Source organism: Fructilactobacillus vespulae (genome assembly GCF_047324295.1).
Classification (GTDB): domain Bacteria; phylum Bacillota; class Bacilli; order Lactobacillales; family Lactobacillaceae; genus Fructilactobacillus; species Fructilactobacillus vespulae.
In genome coordinates this window covers 516,687-536,495 of record NZ_CP137138.1, presented here as the reverse complement: position 1 = coordinate 536,495, position 19,809 = coordinate 516,687, and the positions used below count along the sequence as shown (strand labels likewise).

Sequence of the window (19,809 nt, the reverse complement as noted above, 5' to 3'; positions counted from 1 at the left end):
ATGCTAAAGCATCACTCTATCTCATAAATTAATCTGTTTGATTTTTAAGACGCTTAGGCATAACTAAGTTTAAAATTACACAGGCAATCGCTGCGACTGCCACAGGTGATTCCAAGATGTATTGGATCATTTCTGGGGCGGCTTTGACCGTAGTGCTTGGGATCAAGATCATTGCCATCGTTAAAATAATAGGCATTCCCACTACGTAAAGGTCACGTTCACTAGTTTGAAGTCCTTTGATAACCTTCAAACCGTTTAACATGATGGTAGCACAGATAATGGAGAAAACTCCCCCAATTACGGGTGCTGGAATTGCAGATAGAAAGGCAGAAACTTTACCTAAGAATCCTAAGGCAACGAACCAAATTCCGGCACTTAGAAATACTTTTTTACTGGCAATCCCGGTAATGGAAATCACACCGGCGTTGGTTGAGTAACTAGTAACTGGGGTACTACCAACTAGGGCAGCCACGATACAACTAATTCCTTCACCAATGATTCCGCGATTCCATTGCTTAGGTGAAATTTTTTCTTCGGTTACGGCACTCATTGCGAACCAAGTCCCGGTTGTTTCAGCCGTGATCACGGCGTAAATAATGACGAAAGTTAAGATTGAAGAAAGATCAAAGTGAATTCCATAGTGGAAAACATTAAAACGAGGGAAAGTTAACCAAGGTGCTTTAGCAACCGCACTCCAGTCAAAGAGTCCCATGAAGGTCGCAGTAATACTACCAGCGGCTAGGGCCAAAATGATAGAACCTACTTTGAAGAAATGTTTTGCTTTAGGGAAGTAAAGTCCCAAGAAAACAGCCGTTAGAAGAACCAATCCTGTGATGGAGGCTAACACAATGTTTTCATTGATGTTGCCGGGAGCTTTAAAGATATTGTCGTTTAAAGCGGCTGGCATCAAGGAAAGCCCCACACTAGTGATGATGGTTCCCCCTACAATAGAAGGAACTAGGACATTAATCACCTTTTGAAAGACTCCAGTAAGTCCTAAGAAAATCATAAAAAGGGCTCCAACTGCTAATGAACCAATCACAGTGGCCATTCCACCATGAGCAGCCCCCATAGCCATGTAAACACCTACAATTGCACCGATTGGCACAAATGAAGGTCCAGCTGAAATGGGCATTTTCATAAAGAACTTAGTTTGTAAGATAGTTCCAATTCCGGCAGCTAAGAAAGTTGCTTGAATTAAACTCATCTTTTCACCCATTCCCATTGCCAATAATCCGGCAATGATTACGGGCGGAACGTAGACGTCCATTGCTAACACATGTTGTAGTCCCAGTAGAACTGATTGTCCCGTGGGTACGTTGTCATTTGGTCCGTAGATTAAAGAACTTTCTTTTTCTTGCTTATCCATTAGCTTCTCCACCTTTTTATAACTAACATTTATCGATGAATCAATAATAACATTCGTAGTTTGAGATGTAAACCGGAAAATAAAAGAATTTAGTTAAGTTATAGTTCGTGTTTTTGTGTAAAAAAAGGAATGACCGCGGTCATTCCTTTCGTTTAATCCATGATTAATAATGATTTGATAACTTCTCGCTTATCCATTGCTTCATAAGCAGCTTGGATATCATCTAACTTAAATGACTTGGTGAAGACCTTGCCAGGATTAATCTTGTGATTCAAAACGGCATCCAAGAGGAACTTCTTATCATAAGTGGTTACTGCCGCAATCCCACCACGAAGACCCGTATTATTCATAAAGAGTTCTTTTGAATTAATGTCTTCTTTTTGGGGAATTCCTACTCGTCCAATAATTGAACCGGGACGAGCAACTTGTTGGGCGGTAGCATATGATTTCGCCGTTCCCACACATTCTAGAATTGCATCAGCTCCATTGCCATCCGTCAATTCCATGATATGTTGAACTGCTTCTTCGTCACGTTCAGGGACGTTATCGGTCGCACCAAATTCCTTAGCCAAGGCTTGGCGATCAGCATGCCGACTGGTAGAAATAATTCGTTTAGCACCAATTAACTTAGCTGATAAGATTCCGGCCAATCCAACGGCACCATCACCCATCACGACCACCGTATCTCCCGGTTTAACTTCGGCACTAGCCGCCGCATGGTAACCGGTTGCCATGATATCAGATAAAGTTAAAAGTGAATTTAAAGTTTCTTCTGAATAATCTGATGGTTGTCCGGGAACTTTAACCAAGGCCCCATCAGCATTTTCATAATCGAGATATTGAGCTTGGTATCCCGCGTTTTCAATTGGTTGACGGTTCATACAATCACCATCAAAACCAGCTAGACAAGCGGCACAGTGACCACATCCGTGGGTGAAAGGAACGATAACAAAGTCACCCGGTTGCACGTTTTTAACGTCAGATCCGACTTCTTCAACGATTCCAATTGCTTCGTGTCCAATTCTTGAACCGGCCTTGCGGTCACTAATTCCACGGAAGAACCAGAGATCAGAACCACAAACACAGGCCCGAACTACCTTAATTACGGCATCCGTAGTCCCCGTTAATTCTGGTTTAGGAACGTCCACAATTTCTACTTGACCCTTTTTTACAAATTCAGCTGCTTTCATAAATAACCTCGCAATCTTTTTTCTGTTGCTTAAATTTACAGCATCAGTTTTAATTCTTCAAACATTTCGCTTATTAATTCATTTTGTCATTCAAAAGTTAGTTATAATAGTAATGATTAATCAGTTAAAGGAGATAATACATATGATTATAATTTTACACGCCGTTATCGGAATTATTGCGTTCATCGGTGCCGGAATGCTTGCAACTAGTTTTGCCGGTCAAATCGATCAACTGACTGCTTTACAAAAGTGGTCTCTAATTGTGACCGTCTCTGCAATTGGAATCACCGCGGTTTTAGGGCTTTACAAAACCACTGGTGGACCAGTTGCTCTCATTTGCCTCGTTTTACTCGGTTTCTTTGAATTCATGTGTTTCTTTAAAAAACCACGTCATCATGAAGCTAAATAAATAAAAACACTCGCACTGAGGTCTACCTCAATGCGAGTGTTTTTTATTCGGCTGCTTTTACTCTAGCAAAAAAATCCGTAAATATTTTTTCTTCATTTTTATCACGATGCCACATTAATTCCGGGTGCCATTGCACACCGGTAATACTACCATCGGCGTTTTCAATTCCTTCAATCACTCCGTCTTCAGACACTGCGTTAACTTTCAAGCCCGAGCCCACCTTTTTAATGGCTTGGTGGTGCTTGGAGTTCACCATGGGATTAGTTCCCACGGTTTGGGCCAACTGGCTATCGGGTTTAATGGCTACCATTTGCGTTCCAATCTCATTTGGAACCGTTTGATCATGTTGTTCCACGCTAGTTAAATCAGTGGGCAAATCCTGGTAAAGAGTTCCTCCCATGGCAACGTTGATAATTTGATGGCCGCGACAAATTCCTAATACCGGAATCTTATTCTTAATCGCTTCTTTAACAATTTGTACTTCAAATTCATCATGTGGTTGATAAGTTTTCCCAATTTCTGCCTCTGGTTTTTCGGCAAACATTTCTGGGTCAACATCGTTTCCTCCCGGAATAATGATTCCGTCGACTTCTGCGACATATTCCTGCACCATTTGCTTAGGTACTAGCGGAATAATTTCAGGACGAATCCCATGTTTAACCAATAAATCAATGAAAAATTCGTTCGTATAATTTGCCTTATCTAAATTAAAATTATCAGTTGCCAATAAGTTAATATTGGCCGGAATACCAATTTTCATTTTCCAATCGTCCCATCTTCATTAATTTTCTAAGTAGCTAACTGGTTTATTTACGTCCAGCTTGGTTCCCTTAAATTTCTTCGTTAAGTATTCTTGGGCTGCCTTACCGTGGTAAATTTCCACTAACTTCTTGTAATCTTTGTTGTTCTCGTTCTTTTTGTTGGTTGCCAAAATGTTGATATTGTTCTTAGTTGAATCATCTAATTTTTCGTGATAAATCGAATCTTTGAACACGTTTAAGCCACTTTGAAGCGCCATGGTGTTACCAATTACCACCGCTGCCACGTTTTTATCTGCTAACAAACGAGGACCAGTATGATCATCAACCATTTGGAAAGTTAAATCCTTTTTGTTGTCAGTTACGTTGGTTTCGTTGTAAAGACCACCTTTAGGATTACCCTTTAACTCAATCAAACCAGCACTCTTAAGCAATTTCAAACTCCGTGAGGTATTGGCTGGGTTACTAGAAATGGCGATTGTAGCTTTATCTGGAACATCTTTTAATGACTTGTATTCTTTAGAATAAAGTCCCATGGGTTCCAAATAAGTAGTTCCCAAAGCTGCCAGTTTACCAGATTTACTTTGATCGTTGAAGAACTTCATGTAGCCATACATTTGAAAGGCATTAACATCAACTTCTCCATTGATGGTGGCTTTATTTAGCGAAACCCCATCCGAAAAGTCCTTCACTTTCAAGTTCAAACCGGCTTTTTTAGTTTCAGGTAACTTAGCGATGTGTTGCCAAACATCGGTATCGGGTCCATAAGAGCCAATTGTAATGGTCTTATTAGTTTGACTCGTTTGACCCCCAAACTGCTGATAGCCAAAGAATCCCACGATTAGAACTACCAAAATTCCAAGAATCCACTTTACTCTTTTACTCATCATTTCCACTCCTTTTTCAAAACAAAAAACCAGCTAGCTAACAACTGTTAGTCTAACTGGTTTTAAAATTTCGTTTACGAAAAAGAATAACCGCGGTCCGCGATTCACAGTTAGATTAACAATTTCTTGTATCTAACTGAGCATCACAAAACCACTCCACTAGATACAGATGCATAACATCCGTATCCACAACGAACATCATGCATTGTAACAAGTACAGCAGCACATACCAAATTGTCTGTTCATTGTGTTAGCCATTATTCTTCCTCCTTCGTTTGCTTAGTTACGTTTATTTAACCATTGTTTTTAATCATAGTCAACTTAAACACTTAAATAGATAGAAAAGTACATTAAGGCCGTTCCTAGCATTACAAAAAGGTGCCAAATTACATGGCCAAATAGGATTCGTTTGAAGCTGTAGATGACTGCTCCTAAAGTAAAGGCCACCCCACCCATCACTAATAACCAAAAACTAAAGTGGCTTAAAGTATGCCAAAGGGGCCAAATATCAATCAGACACATCCACCCCATCACAATGTAAATAATGGTTGATCCAATCGGATACCGATTGCCGTACAATGATTTATAAATAATTCCGGCTAAAGCCATTGCCCAAATAATAATCAAGGTCAACCAGCCTAAAACGCCGCCAATTGTCACCAAACAGTATGGAACATAGGTCCCGGCGATCAACAAATAGATGGCCGAATGATCAAAAATTTGAAAGACCTTTTCTGCTTTGGTGAAATACAAGCTGTGAAACAAGGTTGAGGCTAGATAAAAAATCACTAAGATGGCTCCATAAATGGAGAAGGTGGTGATTCGCATTGCGCCCCCGACTTGGACTCCGCGAATAATAATTAACACCAGCCCAGCAATACTAAAAGCCACCCCAAAACCATGGGTCATAGCACTCAAAATTTCGTTTAAAATCTGATAATTCTTACTTTCTCTAAATCGATTAATCATAGCTACCTCTTTTAAAAATTGATATAAAATAAGCATAGCAGAGTTATCTCTAAAAAGAATTATTATTTCTTATTATCCTATTTAATTAGCGTTTAGGCGGTTACAGATTGTGAGACGTGTAACTGCCAACGCTCTGTTAGCTAAAAACTAACCTCAAAAAAGAAAGCAGGTTTTCATGTTAACCAAGGCAAATTATCAATCACCACTAGGAGAGATGACCATCCTTTGTGATGACCACTTTTTATTAGGTTTATGGTTTGTACAACAAAAGTTATACAGCAAATCGTATGACTTAGAAAAAGCAACAACTGGCACCAATCTTATTATCGAAAAAACCATTCACTGGTTGGATCAATATTTTCAGGGGAAAAATCCCGATCCACAAACAATTCCGCAAAAAATCACCGGGACCCCTTTTCAAAAACAAGTACTTAGCTACCTGCAAAAAATCCCCTGGGGTACCCCGACTAGTTATTCAGAAATTGCCGTTGCAATCCACAATCCTCAAGCCGTCCGTGCCATTGGTGGCGCCGTGGGTCGTAATCCCATTGCTATCATTATCCCGTGCCATCGAGTTTTAGGAAAACAACAGCAACTAACCGGATATGCCGGCGGAATTGACCGGAAAATAGCTTTATTAAAATTAGAAAAAATTCCCTATAAAAAATAGAAGTGATTAAATCACTTCTATTTTTTTGCGTTATTCAAAACTTCTTTTGCAATAAACGTGGCGTACTTAGGAACTCCAGTGGTATTAGGATGAGTTTGATCACTGTAGAGCCAATCATCATGCCCATTGATAAAACTGTTCCAGTCCAACACGGTTAAGTTTTTATACTTTTTCTTCGCGTTTTCTAGCAATTCATTATTCTGATTTTGCCAAGGTTGGGTCGGTACATGGTTATTAATCCAGAAAACGTGCCGTTTATTACCAATGATGTCCATCATTTTATCTACCGAATCATCAGTAATATTACCGTTTGTTCCCAAACCGATAATCACATTGTTTCCCAGCAATCCCTTTTGATCTAAGCTTTTAAGCACCGAAATTGAATCATCAGCTTGACGAGAAACTGCTGCATCAATGTAGACCTTAGGGAAAATCTTTTGCAATTCATCGCGACCAGAAAGCATCACGGAATCTCCAATTGCACTCCCAGAAATACTAGTAGCCTGCTTCAACTGAGCTTTGGTTAATTCAGAATCTTTTAACGCCGCTTCATCTTCTTTAGAACGTTGCACCGCTGCCTTATTCTTGATTTTTTTAGCCAACGCTTCATTGTGTTCTTTTTCTTTCTTCGCGTTCTCTTTAATCCGATTAGCTAACTGTGTGTGGTTGGCTTGTTTAGGGTTCATAATTGTCGATTGAATCGTTCCAAAAATACCAATTCCAACTATCAAGGTAATCACCAAAGATTTAAGTTTAATGGCTTTAATAAATTGCCAAATCTTTGCAAAAATTGTTTGGTAATCGTATTTAGCAAAGGGGACCTGAATGTAGCGATATGATAATTCTGACATTACGATAATCATGGTTAGTTCAATTACCGCATATAAAAATTGGTGATCAGCGACGTTTTTGAACATGTCACCCCAAAAAACAAACACCGGTAACTGATAGACGTAGATTTCGTAACTGCGCGAACCAATCCAATCAAATACACGATTGGTCATAAGACGATTCCAGCTTCCTGCGTTAGCCAAAATTGCCCACATGGAAAGGATGGTAAATAACGAGAATAGTAACATTCCTCCTCGATAAAGGAAATTTGACTGTGCTCCCATCAAGAAGATTAGGGCTAGCATTCCAACCGCCCCAATTGTTCCCACAATGTTAAAGAAGCGAATTTGTGGTTTGCCAAATCCCAACATCACTTTGTCACTTGGCCATAAAACTGCCAGTGCTGAACCCAGCAAAATGGAAAACATTCTGGTATCAGTTCCATAGTAAACTCGGCTAGGGTCAACGCCTGGTTTGAACAAGAAAGCCATCAAGATTACGGATAATAATGATAATCCGATGGAGACGTAAAAAACCCCTTTCTTATTACGAAACAACTTCAATAAGAAGACTACCAATAAAGGCCAGATTAAATAAAATTGCCCCTCAATTGCTAATGTCCATAAGTGGGTAAACGGTGATGCCGAGCCCGCAAAGGTCTGGAAATAAGACTGACCGTTTAAAATTTCGTACCAGTTATATGTATAAGTTAAGTTGGTTACCACACTCTGCCATAGATTGGGTAATAAATTTCGTTGCACAATCGTGATATAGGCTGCTGATAGTGACAGCATAATTATCAACGTTGGATAAAGTTTAGTTAGCCTTTTATACCAAAAATGTCGATAATCAAACTTTCCGCCAGCTTCATATTCACTAATCAAATGATCAGTTACCAAGTAACCAGAAAGAGTTAAAAAGACCGGCACTCCTAGATAACCACCACTAAAAACAGTCGGATTCAAGTGGTATAAAATTACCCCGATTACGGCAATCGCACGTAATCCATTAAAACCGGTTATAAATCGATGCTTTTGTTTAATATTTTCCATTTTTCATACCATTTCTTTATTTAATAATTAACTCAATAATATGCTAGTGGCGGGTTAGTTTCAATTTATTTTTTTATAAAAAAAGAACTGTATCCGATTTAATGGATACAGTTCCTTTCAAAAAATCTATTTAATTACTAAACGATTTTTTATTGCTAGTAGTTACTTATCTTCGTTCTTTTTTCTTAAAGCTCCAAGACCAAAGATTCCAAATAGTGAAATAAGCGCTGAACCAATAATTGCTAGTGTACTACTGTCGCTTTGACCGGTTTGTGGCAAAGTTTTTGCTTGAGGAGTTTCCTTGGCTGTTTGCTTTGCAGTTTCCTCTTTTGGTGTAGCAACTGTTTTATTTACTGGAATTTCAGGATTATTTTCAACTTTACCATCTTCTTTTGGTATTACCTTAACTTCAGGAATATCAATATAAGTAATGGTGATATTTTCGCCTGGGTGGTTTTTATCAATTGGGAATGGATCACCTGGTTTTAGTGGGTTTCCATTCTTATCAATTGGCATCTTACCTGGAATTTCTGGAATGATTGGGTAATTAACCTCACCTGGGTTATTTGGATTGTTTGGATAGTCGATTCCTGGTTGTAATGGGTTTCCATTTGGATCAACAGGAATCAATTTACCAACTTGTTTGTATACTACTGTTTCCGTATCGTTAGCTGAATCAGTGGTTACTGTTTTAGCTGCGATTACGGTTTGTTCTTTGTCCTTTAGGAAGTAGTTGCTTACGACTGGAGAAGTTTTCGCACTAAAACTAGTCTTTCCATCTTTGGCAACCCATGCTCCATAAGTTACGTTTCCAGTTACTTGATCAAAGGTAGCATTTCTTTCAAACGTTACAGTTTGCGTACTTGGAACATGAACTTCATTACCTTTTTCATCAACATAGTTGATGGTTTGGGTAATTACTTTTCTTAAGGAGTTAAGGTCAGTTCCTGCTGGATATTTTGGTCCCGTTGGATTGTTTGGATCCACTGGTTGTCCTGGGGTTCCTGGAGTATCTGGAGTTACCGGAGTTTGTTTGTGTTTTACCACAACCTTGAACTCTTGGTCCTTATCATTAGTACCAAATTTAACTCCGGTACTTGGATATCCATCAGTTACTACTTCGTAACCCTTGTTTTCAAGTTCTTTAAGCTCATCACTAGTACTGTAATTTGATTTTTCCCCTGGTTTTCCAGTTAAAGTTACTTCCTTAACTGGTTGGTTAGTATCTTTATCAACGTAGGAAACTTTAATCCGTTGATCAGTGTTTACGTAGACCAATTTACTATCTTCACCTGGTTTACTTGGATTGATTGGGAATTCGTCTCCTGGTTTTAATGGATTTCCATCCTTATCAATTGGAGTCTTACCTGGAATATCTGGAATGATTGGGTTAGTTGGTTCACTTGGATCTGCTGGATTATTTGGATATTTAACCTCCGGTTGAAGTGGATTTCCATCTGTATCAACTGGGGTTAATTTACCAACTTGTTCGTATACTACGGTCTCAGTATCGTTAGCTGAATCAGCGTTTACTGTTTTAGCCGGAATTACCATTTGATCCTTATTCTTCAAGTAGTAACCATTAACCACTGGTGAAGTTTTCGCACTAAAACTATTCTCTCCATCTTTGGCAACCCATGCTCCATAAGTTACGTTTCCAGTTACTTGATCAAAGGTAGCATTTCTTTCAAACGTTACAGTTTGCGTACTTGGAACATGAACTTCATTACCTTTTTCATCAACATAGTTGATGGTTTGGGTAATTACTTTTCTTAAGGAGTTAAGGTCAGTTCCTGCTGGATATTTTGGTCCCGTTGGATTGTTTGGATCCACTGGTTGTCCTGGGGTTCCTGGAGTATCTGGAGTTACCGGAGTTTGTTTGTGTTTTACCACAACCTTGAACTCTTGGTCCTTATCATTAGTACCAAATTTAACTCCGGTACTTGGATATCCATCAGTTACTACTTCGTAACCCTTGTTTTCAAGTTCTTTAAGCTCATCACTAGTACTGTAATTTGATTTTTCCCCTGGTTTTCCAGTTAAAGTTACTTCCTTAACTGGTTGGTTAGTATCTTTATCAACGTAGGAAACTTTAATCCGTTGATCAGTGTTTACGTAGACCAATTTACTATCTTCACCTGGGTGGTTTTTATCAATTGGGAAGGTATCTCCTGGTTTTAAGGGATTGCCATCCTTATCAATTGGTGTCTTACCTGGAATATCTGGAATGATTGGGTTAGCTGGTTCACTTGGATCTGCTGGATTATTTGGATATTTAACCTCCGGTTGAAGTGGATTTCCATCTGTATCAACTGGGGTTAATTTACCAACTTGTTCGTATACTACGGTCGCTGTTTCATTAGCTGATTCTGCAGTTACACCCTTAGCTGGAATTACCATTTGATCCTTATTCTTCAAGTAGTAACCATTAACCACTGGTGATGTTTTCGCACTAAAGTTAGCGTCTGAACTCTTCCATTCGCTGTAAGTTACGTTTCCAGTTACTTGATCAAAGGTAGCATTTCTTTCAAACGTTACGGTTTGCGTACTTGGAACATGAACTTCATTACCTTTTTCATCAACATAGTTGATGGTTTGGGTAATTACTTTTCTTAAGGAGTTAAGGTCAGTTCCTGCTGGATATTTTGGCCCAGTTGGATTGTTTGGATCCACTGGTTGTCCTGGCGTTCCTGGAGTATCTGGAGTTACTGGAGTTTGTTTGTGTTTTACTACAACCTTAAACACTTGGTCTTTATCATTAGTACCAAATTTAACTCCTGAACTTGGATATCCATCAGTTACTACTTCGTAACCCTTGTTTTCAAGTTCTTTAAGTTCATCACTAGTACTGTAACTTGATTTTTCCCCTGGTTTTCCAGTTAAAGTTACTTCCTTAACTGACTGGTTAGTATCTTTATCAACGTAAGAAACTTTAATCCGTTGGTCAGTGTTTACGTAGACCAATTTACTATCTTCACCTGGGTGGTTTTTATCAATTGGGAAGGTATCTCCTGGTTTTAGGGGATTTCCATCCTTATCAATTGGTGTCTTACCTGGAATATCTGGAATGATTGGGTTAGTTGGTTCACTTGGATCTGCTGGATTGTTTGGATATTTAACCTCCGGTTGAAGTGGGTTTCCATCTGTATCAACTGGGGTTAATTTACCAACTTGTTCGTATACCACTGTCTCAGTATCGTTAGCTGATTCTGCAGTTACGCCCTTAGCTGGAATTACCATTTGATCCTTATTCTTCAAGTAGTAACCATTAACCACTGGTGATGTTTTCGCACTAAAGTTAGTGTCTGAACTCTTCCATTCGCTGTAAGTTACATTTCCAGTTACTTGATCAAAGGTAGCATTTCTTTCAAACGTTACGGTTTGCGTACTTGGAACATGAACTTCATTACCTTTTTCATCAACATAGTTGATGGTTTGCGTAATTACTTTTCTTAAGGAGTTAAGGTCAGTTCCTGCTGGATATTTTGGTCCCGTTGGATTGTTTGGATCCACTGGTTGTCCTGGCGTTCCTGGAGTATCTGGTGTTACTGGAGTTTGTTTGTGTTTTACTACAACCTTAAACTCTTGATCCTTATCATTAGTACCAAATTTAACTCCTGCACTTGGATATCCATCAGTTACTACTTCGTAACCCTTGTTTTCAAGTTCTTTAAGCTCATCACTAGTACTGTAACTTGATTTTTCCCCTGGTTTTCCAGTTAAAGTTACTTCCTTAACTGATTGGTTAGTATCTTTATCAACGTAGGAAACTTTAATCCGTTGATCAGTGTTTACGTAGACCAATTTACTATCTTCACCTGGGTGGTTTTTATCAATTGGGAAGGTATCTCCTGGTTTTAGGGGATTTCCATCCTTATCAATTGGAGTCTTGCCCGGAATATCTGGAATAATTGGATTATCAACGTTTGTGTAATCATTTTTAGGATCAACTGGATATTCCTTAATGTATTTACCATTATCAATTTCATTTCCATTAACATCTTTAGGCACTAATTTACCTACAGCGCTAACATAAAATTTAATTAATCTATTTTGTTCGACATATATTTTTCTAACAATAAATCTACCATCATTTTCAAAGTAAATACCATTGTCATTAAAATTATAGTTTTTATCAATATGGTATTTGTATTGTCTTCCCTGACCTGTATTGTTATCAATTCCTAAAATTGACTTACCATCATTGTTTTTAAAAACAACATCCATACCACCATCAGTATCAGTTTCAGTATATAGCATTGTTCCGTTTACGAATTTAAGAGCAAATTCTTGCCCGACTTTTCCAAAGTTAGAAACAATTCCTCGATCATTACCTGCTTTTTTACTAATGTAGTATTTGTTTTCTAATACCTGACTAGGGAATCCTGTTATTTCATAAACTTGACCTGAAATTGCTTTTTCATGCTTAACACTAATAACTTCATTAGTTTTTTCATCAATCCATTCGATGTTTTGTTCAACCAATTGTGGGGTTATTAATGATAATCCACCGATAACCGTATCAAATCCTAGATGATCTTGATATCTCCAAGCATTTTGCATTCTAACGTTATCAGGATTATACCCATTATCGAAATAACCTTGGAAATTTTGATCAGAAACTTTAGCGTATACAAAGTTTCTGATATTTTGGGAATTTTGTAATTCTCCCGTTTTAACTAATGAGTATTGTCCAATAACCTTTTTATTTCCATCTAGTTCATAAATATAAACCGTTCCATCACCATTACGATTGGTAGAAAAAATAACTGAATGGACACGATAGTTTTGATTTATACTATTGGCAACATTTACATAGGTACCCACTTTCATATAACCAAAATTATAGTGGTTTGGATCCGGATCCTTGTATGGGAAACCGGCTTCATCATAATTAGGATCACTTACTTTATAAGTAAATAAATTATCAGTACTACTTCTTTGTAAAATTTTATTTGAATCAGAATCAAGCGATTTATTTGATGTATTAATATTTAAATCTTCTTTTGCTGCGTATGTACTAACATTTCCATCTACTGCGTTAGTTTCTTTTTTTTCAATTGTTGAAGCACTTGTACTTGTTTTAGCGGCATCTGATACCGATGCTTCACTAGCTGAACTGCTATCAACTGATTTAGCTGCACCTGATACTGATGCTTCACTAGTTACACTGCTGCCAACTGACTTAGTGGCAACGGATACCGGTGCCTCACTAGCTACACTGCTGCCAACTGACTTAGTTGCTCCTGATACTGGTGCTTCACTAGCTACACTACTGTCAGCTGTCTTAGTTGCAACAGACACCGGTGCTTCACTAGCTGAACTACTGCCAACTGACTTAGTGGCAACAGATACAGGTGCTTCGCTAGCCACACTATTATCAGATGTCTTAGAACCCTCTTCACCAGATGCTGATGAACCTACTTTAACTTGGCTTGTACTAGGATTACTATCACTGGCACTAACCTTTTGCTCAGTTGAAAAGCTAATTAAACTACCGAAAAACATAAAAGTAGCTGCCGAAACAACTACCCAGTTTTTCTTCACTTTTCTTAAAACTTTTTTCTCATTCGTTTTATTAATTTGTTTTTTGTTATAAAGCAATCTATACATCTCCTTAAGTATTAGCGAAAAATATAATTAAAATGCAATAAATTGTATTTTTAGGTTTTACACAACTATATCTTAATTAGATTTTACACCATTATTTTTATATGGCAATTTCTAAGGTAATTTATTATTGTGAAAAACCAATAGCGATAACGCCCATCATATCAACATTTACAATTGTTTGTTAAAATTTTTTTGTAAAAAAATAGTAATTTCTTAATAAATTAATATCTAACTTTTGTTATCTCTTTGCTAGAAAAATTAACCTCCCCAATAAAAAAAACACCTTTATCAAAAGGTGTTTTCTAATCTGCTATATTTATTTTTTTAAATCTACTTCTTCGTCTACTTTGTATGAAAATATATCCGTAATTTCTACGTTAAAAAAGTTTGCGATTCTAAAAGCAACTCTGAGAGTTGGTGAATGTTGTTCTTTTTCAATTGAAAAAATTGTTTGCTTTGAAACTCCAATCTTATCAGCTAAAGATCCCTGAGTTAAATGAGCTAATACTCGATATTCGTATACTTTATTTCCTATGTAGTCATTAAATTGATCACCCATTTAATAACCCTCCAATTTTATTGAAATTAGTTATGTAACTTAATAAAGTTCAGTTTATTTTAAATTAATATTATAATAATTCAAAAATATTAAAACATTAAAAGTATAATAACAATAATTTATTAATTTAGTTTTAAGATATAGTGAAAAACATAAAAAACAATTTAAATAAACAGCAATCTAATTGTATCTCAGTTTTATAAGTAGAGAAAGTTTAAAATGATTAAGTTTTTCTTACATTAATCGCGATTTCATTATATAACAAAAGTTATATTTTTTGTAGTTTAATTTAAAAAAGGTCTATTCAATCAACTATAATTGATTGAATAGACCTTTGATTTTATACAAATGTTTTACTTAGTCTAATTAATTATTAGGCATAACTATTCCAAAACAAATTGGTTGCGATATAGTTCCGCATAAAATCCATTTTGCCTTAATAATTCTTGGTGAGTTCCCTCTTCAATTACCTGGCCATCTTTTAAAACGACAATCTTATCGGCATTTAAAATGGTTTTTAAACGATGGGCAATTACAAAGGAAGTTCGTCCAGCAATTGCTGCATCCATCGCCTTTTGAATTTGCTGCTCCGTCACCGTATCAACGTTTGAAGTAGCTTCATCTAAAATAAGAACTTCAGGATCGGTTAAGATTGTCCGAGCAATTGATATCTGTTGTTTTTGCCCAACTGAAAACGGTGAATTACTATCATTTACTTCGGTATCATATTTATCCGGTAAACTTTCGATAAAATCATGAATTTTAGTGGTTTTAGCAACCTCTTTTACCTCATCCAAGGTCGCATCGGGCTTTCCAAAACGAATATTATCAGCAATCGTTCCGTTAAAGAGAACTGATTCTTGCAACACAATTCCGACATTAGAACGTAAACTCTTCAAATCAAATTTACGCACGTCAATGCCATCATATTTAATGCTGCCACTATCAACATCATAGAAACGATTCATTAAATTCATAATTGTAGTTTTACCAGAACCGGTAGGCCCAACTAAGGCAACCATTTCACCATTATTAACATCAATGTTAACATCCTTCAAAATTTGCCGTTTTGGACTGTAACCAAAGTTAACGTGTTCAATTTTTACGTTAGCAACTCCCGGCTTAAATTGAATCCCAGTTTGCGGGTTTACTTCTTCTGGTTCATCAAACATCATATTTAATCGCGTGGCTCCGGTAACCGCCAACTGCAGCTGACTAAATGAAGAAGAAATTTGCATAATTGGATTGTAATATTGTTGAGCGTATTGAATAAAAGTAACCACTAATCCTAGTGCAGCAGCGGTTGACAGCGATTTATCATTTAAAGCAATATTGGCGCCAAGAAAAATAACCAGGGCGGTAGTTACTAACGAAAATCCATTCATAATCGGTAAAATCATTCCCGACCACGTTTGTGCTGCAAAAGTAGCTTTCTTAACCTTATTATTTTTAGTTAAAAAACCATCAATGACCTCTTGTTGTTGGCCTTCCACGATAATTGCTTTTTGTCCGGAAATCTTTTCATCCATATAAGCATTTAACGAACTAACCTCTGCTTGCTGTAAATCAGTAGATTTTTTGGCCTTCATAATAATGATAATTGCACATAGAATTGCTACGGGTGTGGTCGATACGGTTACCAACGCCAAACTAACGTTAGTTTTAAAAATCATAAAGACAATTCCAATGAACAACGCCGCATTGGTGGCCACCGTTACCGCAGCCTGATTCAAAGTGTTCTGAATGTTATCCAAATCAGAAGTAAACCGGGCTAAAATCTCACCATCTTCATGCTTATCAAAATATGCAATTGTCATTCTCTCTACCTTGCCAAATAATCCTTTTCGCATTCGATTAGTAGAATGTGCGATGATGCGGGAAAATAACAATTCATAGATTAGCTGCGCAAAACCGGTCATTACATAGAATAAAAACAATTTTCCCATTGTGGAGAAAAAAGTAGCCTTGCTAGCCGGATTCGATAAAGCAACGTCATGCAACTGATTGATGCTAGTTCCCTTAGGCAAGTGCTGTAAAACCTGTCCAGAGACGTTGGCATCGGTTAGCGACTGCCAAGCAACTTGATGCCCGCTCACCGTGCTCATTTGTTCCGCAATGGTTTTCAAGGTTGCGGTTGCTTGTCCTGCATGTTGATGAGTAAAGAATTCCGTCACATAGATGGATAGATCTTTAATTGCATCTCCCAAAACCGTAGGAGCAACTACTTGTAAATACGTAGCTATGAAAATAAAAATGCTGATCACTAAAAATTGTAGCTTATATTTTTTCAAATATAGGTAGAAAAATTTACCAGCTCTTAACGTATCATGCATAAGTTAGTCCTCCTTTCCTTTTTGGGTTTCATAAATTTTACGATATATGTCTGAAGTTTGGAGCAACTCTTGATGCGTTCCTTGTCCCACTAAACGTCCCTCATCTAGAACTAAGATTTTATCCGCGCGAATAATCGAAGAAATCTTTTGCGCAATAATGACCGTGGTTGTTTTATCTAAGTCTTGATCAAGTGCTTGTTGGACTAGTTTTTCGGAACGGGCATCTAAAGCAGACGTAGAATCATCTAAAATTAAAACATTCGGTTGCTTCACAATTCCCCGGGCAATTGATAAACGTTGCTTTTGTCCACCAGAAAAATTACTTCCTCGTTCTTCAACTTTTGCGTCATATTTTTCCGGTAATTGGTTAATAAACTCAGAAGCCTGGGCAATCTCTGCGGCGCGATCTAACTCTGCACTGGTAGCAGTAGGTTTCCCCTGTTTTAGGTTACTAGCAATCGTCCCATAAAATAAAATTGCCTTTTGTAGCACAATCGAAATGGTATTCTTCAACGTTTTTTCCGATACCTGCCGCAAATCCTGTCCTCCCACTTTCACTACTCCAGAGGTAGGATCATAAAAACGTGGAATTAATTGCGCTAAAGTTGATTTACCAGAACCAGTGGCTCCCACTACTCCAATCATTTCTCCAGCCGCTGCCTTAAAACTAATGTCTTTTAAAGTGAGTTCATCGTCGCCTGGATACTTGAAGGAAACATCATCAAATTCAATACTTCCCGTTAGGGTTTCCGCTGGAACGTCTGCAAATTTCATTGAAGGTTTCGTATCCAAAATTTCTTTAATTCTTCCCATTGAAATAAAACCACGAGAAGCAAACATCGACATCATTCCACCCATAATAATTGAAAACATGATTAACATCATGTATTGGATGAACGACATGATCCCACCTAATTGGCTCTGTGCTAGTGATTGCGAGTCAGTAATGTAGGTCGAAACAAATAAGATAGCAACAAAGATTGCTAACTGAGAAATGATGGTAAATAAGGGAATAATCGTAGAAAAAATATAACCGGTAGCCAAATTACGACCCAATAATTCGTCTGATGCGGCATCAAATTTTTGTTCTTGATTGGCTTCTTGCACAAACGATTTAACTACCCGTGCTCCTCGTAAATTATCTTTGGCAATCCCATTGATTTTATCCACTAAAGTTTGAAAGGCCACGAAATTAGGACCCATCAATTTCATGGCGATTCCCGTAACCAGTACGATTAGCGCTACCATGATGATGATAATCCACCACAATTTTGGCATCGTAATAATCGATAGTACAAATGCTCCCAAAAATAATATGGGTACTCGAATTAACACCTGAAAAATCATCATCAATAGAATTTGAATTTGATTAATATCATTAGTCATCCGAACCACTAAATTTTCTGCTTTAAATTTTTCAATATCTGCATACGAAAAACTCTGAATTCTTCTAAAGGTCCGTTCTCGAATGTCTGCTGAAACTGACTGTGAAACTTTAGCAGCCGTAATGGTATTTAGAATAGAACCAATTAAACCAATTACCGCGATTCCAATCAAAGAAACCCCATAACCACTAATTTTATCGACTTTTCCGGAAGTTGATAAAGTCATATTCGACATTACATTCAAGATATCTTTCATAAAACTAGGTTGCCAAAGCGCTGCTCCCACTTGTAATAACATGGTGAATAACGCGGCAGCCACCCAGAACTTATACTTACCGAGTGCTTTAAATACCATATGCTTCCCTTTCTCTTTCGTTTTATAAATTATTAAGATTTTACTAAAACAATCTATAAAGATAAACAAATATCTCTTAATTATAGGTTTTATTACATTTTAAGCAATTAAAATTCTTCAAATTAGTGATAATTAATAATTTTGTAAAATAAATTATCAATTAGAGTAAAATGAAGAAGTACATATTTAAATAAGGAGAAGCGTAATGTTTAAATCAAATAAAAGTTTTGATCCATTTACTTTAGTTGTCGGAATTATTTTTACGGTGATATCATTAATTATCATTCACAATCCCATCAATTCCATCAAAACCATTATTTTCATAGTTGCCTTTGCATTAATTTTTGAAGGGATTATCAAGATGATTGATATCTTAAACCTGGATAAAAATTTAGGAATTAACAATAATCTAATTATTTTTAATGGTATTTTTGATTTGATTTTGGGAATCGTACTCGTTAGTTTCCCAGACTTAGCAATTGCCTACATGGGAATTATGCTAGCAATTTGGTTTATTTTTGATTCAATTTTAGAAATCTGGTTCACTAAGTTTATTAAAATGCAAAATAAGTCTTATTACTGGTTAAATCTAATTATGGGAATTATTGGAATCATTTTCGGATTAATCCTACTAGTAAATCCAGGAATTGCAGTTAGTATCGCACTTTTATTGCTAGCTTTTTATCTACTATTCTTTGGAATTATTTTGATTATTCGTTCCTTTTAAAAGGGTCTTCGCTCCGGTGAGGGCTTTTTTAATTAGCTTTATTTTTAAACGTATGTTATATTCGACATATAACATACGTAAGGAGCTCATTATGAATTTTTCCGTTTTACTTTTAACTTTTATCGCAATTAACATTGATTTTTTTATTATGCTAATCTTTCTTTTAAAAAAGTATCCCCTTTTCAAAGTGATGATTGGGTATGCATTAGCCGTGCTCGTCCTATTAACTTTAGGATTCTTAATGGGAGAAATTTTAGAAAAATTCCTGCCCGAATGGTTACTAGGGATTCTCGGATTATTACCCATTTACATGGCCTTTAAAGATGACGATGATGATGAACAAGCAGAAAGTAAGCATTCCGCCATTTATACGGTATTCATTACCTATATCTCTGTTTGTGCCGGCTGTGTTCTCTCACTCTTTATTCCTATTTTAGTGGGGAAAAGCGCCACTGACTTTGGATTGGCAGCATTAATGGCAGTAATCATGTCACTCATAATCGTCGTGGCTGCCAAAGTCGTTGAAAATAACAAGCTAGTTCAAGGTGTCATTGAAAAACACGGGGAAAAATTAATGAAAATTTGTTACATTCTAATTGGACTTTACGTGTTATTTGATAGTGGTTTCATCGAACATCTTATTAAATTGATCTAATAAAAATCCCCGTTACCAGCTTGTAACGAGGATTTTTTTAATTAGTT

General features: G+C 36.9%; 14 protein-coding genes. 4 read left to right on the top strand and 10 right to left on the bottom strand.

The features are described 5' to 3' along the window. Positions 1–28: 28 nt before the first annotated feature. Together R4B61_RS02450 and R4B61_RS02445 are read right to left on the bottom strand one after the other, a co-directional pair. Entirely contained in the window at positions 29–1,369 is a 1,341-nt protein-coding gene (locus R4B61_RS02450; RefSeq protein WP_413628059.1) for a uracil-xanthine permease family protein, read from the bottom strand. 152 nt (positions 1,370–1,521) lie between these two features. Continuing rightward, positions 1,522–2,559 carry a zinc-binding dehydrogenase gene (locus R4B61_RS02445; RefSeq protein WP_413628058.1) on the bottom strand — a complete coding sequence of 346 codons (1,038 nt, stop codon included), beginning with the start codon at positions 2,557–2,559 and terminating at the stop codon, positions 1,522–1,524. Positions 2,560–2,701: 142 nt separating this feature from the next. Between R4B61_RS02445 and R4B61_RS02440 the strand changes: the two genes are divergently transcribed. Continuing rightward, on the top strand, positions 2,702–2,968 hold the full coding sequence (locus R4B61_RS02440) for a hypothetical protein (protein ID WP_413628057.1): 267 nt from the start codon (positions 2,702–2,704) through the stop codon (positions 2,966–2,968). 43 nt (positions 2,969–3,011) lie between these two features. On the opposite strand, the gene R4B61_RS02435 is transcribed toward R4B61_RS02440, so the two are convergent. From R4B61_RS02435 to trhA, 3 genes are all read right to left on the bottom strand, one after another. After that, on the bottom strand, positions 3,012–3,728 hold the full coding sequence (locus tag R4B61_RS02435) for a gamma-glutamyl-gamma-aminobutyrate hydrolase family protein (RefSeq protein ID WP_413628056.1): 717 nt from the start codon (positions 3,726–3,728) through the stop codon (positions 3,012–3,014). A gap of 21 nt (positions 3,729–3,749) precedes the next feature. Then, entirely contained in the window at positions 3,750–4,613 is an 864-nt protein-coding gene (locus R4B61_RS02430; RefSeq protein WP_413628055.1) for a MetQ/NlpA family ABC transporter substrate-binding protein, read from the bottom strand. Between the two features lie 321 nt (positions 4,614–4,934). Further along, positions 4,935–5,582, bottom strand: a complete 648-nt coding sequence (gene trhA / locus R4B61_RS02425) for a PAQR family membrane homeostasis protein TrhA (protein ID WP_413628054.1) — start codon at positions 5,580–5,582, stop codon at positions 4,935–4,937. 175 nt (positions 5,583–5,757) lie between these two features. Here trhA and R4B61_RS02420 point away from each other — a divergent pair, with 175 nt between their 5' ends. Then, positions 5,758–6,252 carry a methylated-DNA--[protein]-cysteine S-methyltransferase gene (locus R4B61_RS02420; RefSeq protein ID WP_413628053.1) on the top strand — a complete coding sequence of 165 codons (495 nt, stop codon included), beginning with the start codon at positions 5,758–5,760 and terminating at the stop codon, positions 6,250–6,252. 17 nt (positions 6,253–6,269) lie between these two features. On the opposite strand, the gene R4B61_RS02415 is transcribed toward R4B61_RS02420, so the two are convergent. The 5 genes from R4B61_RS02415 to R4B61_RS02395 form a co-directional block, all read right to left on the bottom strand. After that, positions 6,270–8,135 carry an acyltransferase family protein gene (locus R4B61_RS02415; RefSeq protein WP_413628052.1) on the bottom strand — a complete coding sequence of 622 codons (1,866 nt, stop codon included), beginning with the start codon at positions 8,133–8,135 and terminating at the stop codon, positions 6,270–6,272. A 162-nt stretch (positions 8,136–8,297) separates the two neighbouring features. Next, a complete protein-coding gene (locus tag R4B61_RS02410; RefSeq protein ID WP_413628051.1) occupies positions 8,298–13,739 on the bottom strand; it encodes a mucin-binding protein in 5,442 nt (1,813 codons plus the stop codon). Positions 13,740–14,064: 325 nt separating this feature from the next. Next, positions 14,065–14,307 (bottom strand): helix-turn-helix transcriptional regulator, encoded by a 243-nt coding sequence (locus R4B61_RS02405; protein ID WP_413628050.1) that lies wholly within the window; start codon positions 14,305–14,307, stop codon positions 14,065–14,067. Between the two features lie 383 nt (positions 14,308–14,690). After that, positions 14,691–16,640 (bottom strand): ABC transporter ATP-binding protein, encoded by a 1,950-nt coding sequence (locus R4B61_RS02400; protein ID WP_413628049.1) that lies wholly within the window; start codon positions 16,638–16,640, stop codon positions 14,691–14,693. Between the two features lie 3 nt (positions 16,641–16,643). Continuing rightward, positions 16,644–18,380: an ABC transporter ATP-binding protein gene (locus R4B61_RS02395; protein ID WP_413628048.1), complete on the bottom strand. Its 1,737-nt coding sequence runs from the start codon at positions 18,378–18,380 to the stop codon at positions 16,644–16,646. 205 nt (positions 18,381–18,585) lie between these two features. On the opposite strand from R4B61_RS02395, the gene R4B61_RS02390 reads away from it, so the two are divergent. Both R4B61_RS02390 and R4B61_RS02385 read left to right on the top strand, forming a co-directional pair. Continuing rightward, a complete protein-coding gene (locus R4B61_RS02390) occupies positions 18,586–19,107 on the top strand; it encodes a DUF308 domain-containing protein (protein ID WP_413628047.1) in 522 nt (173 codons plus the stop codon). Between the two features lie 91 nt (positions 19,108–19,198). Beyond that, complete coding sequence (locus tag R4B61_RS02385) at positions 19,199–19,762, top strand: cadmium resistance transporter (RefSeq protein WP_413628046.1); 564 nt, start codon at positions 19,199–19,201, stop codon at positions 19,760–19,762. The last annotated feature ends 47 nt before the right edge of the window (positions 19,763–19,809 follow it).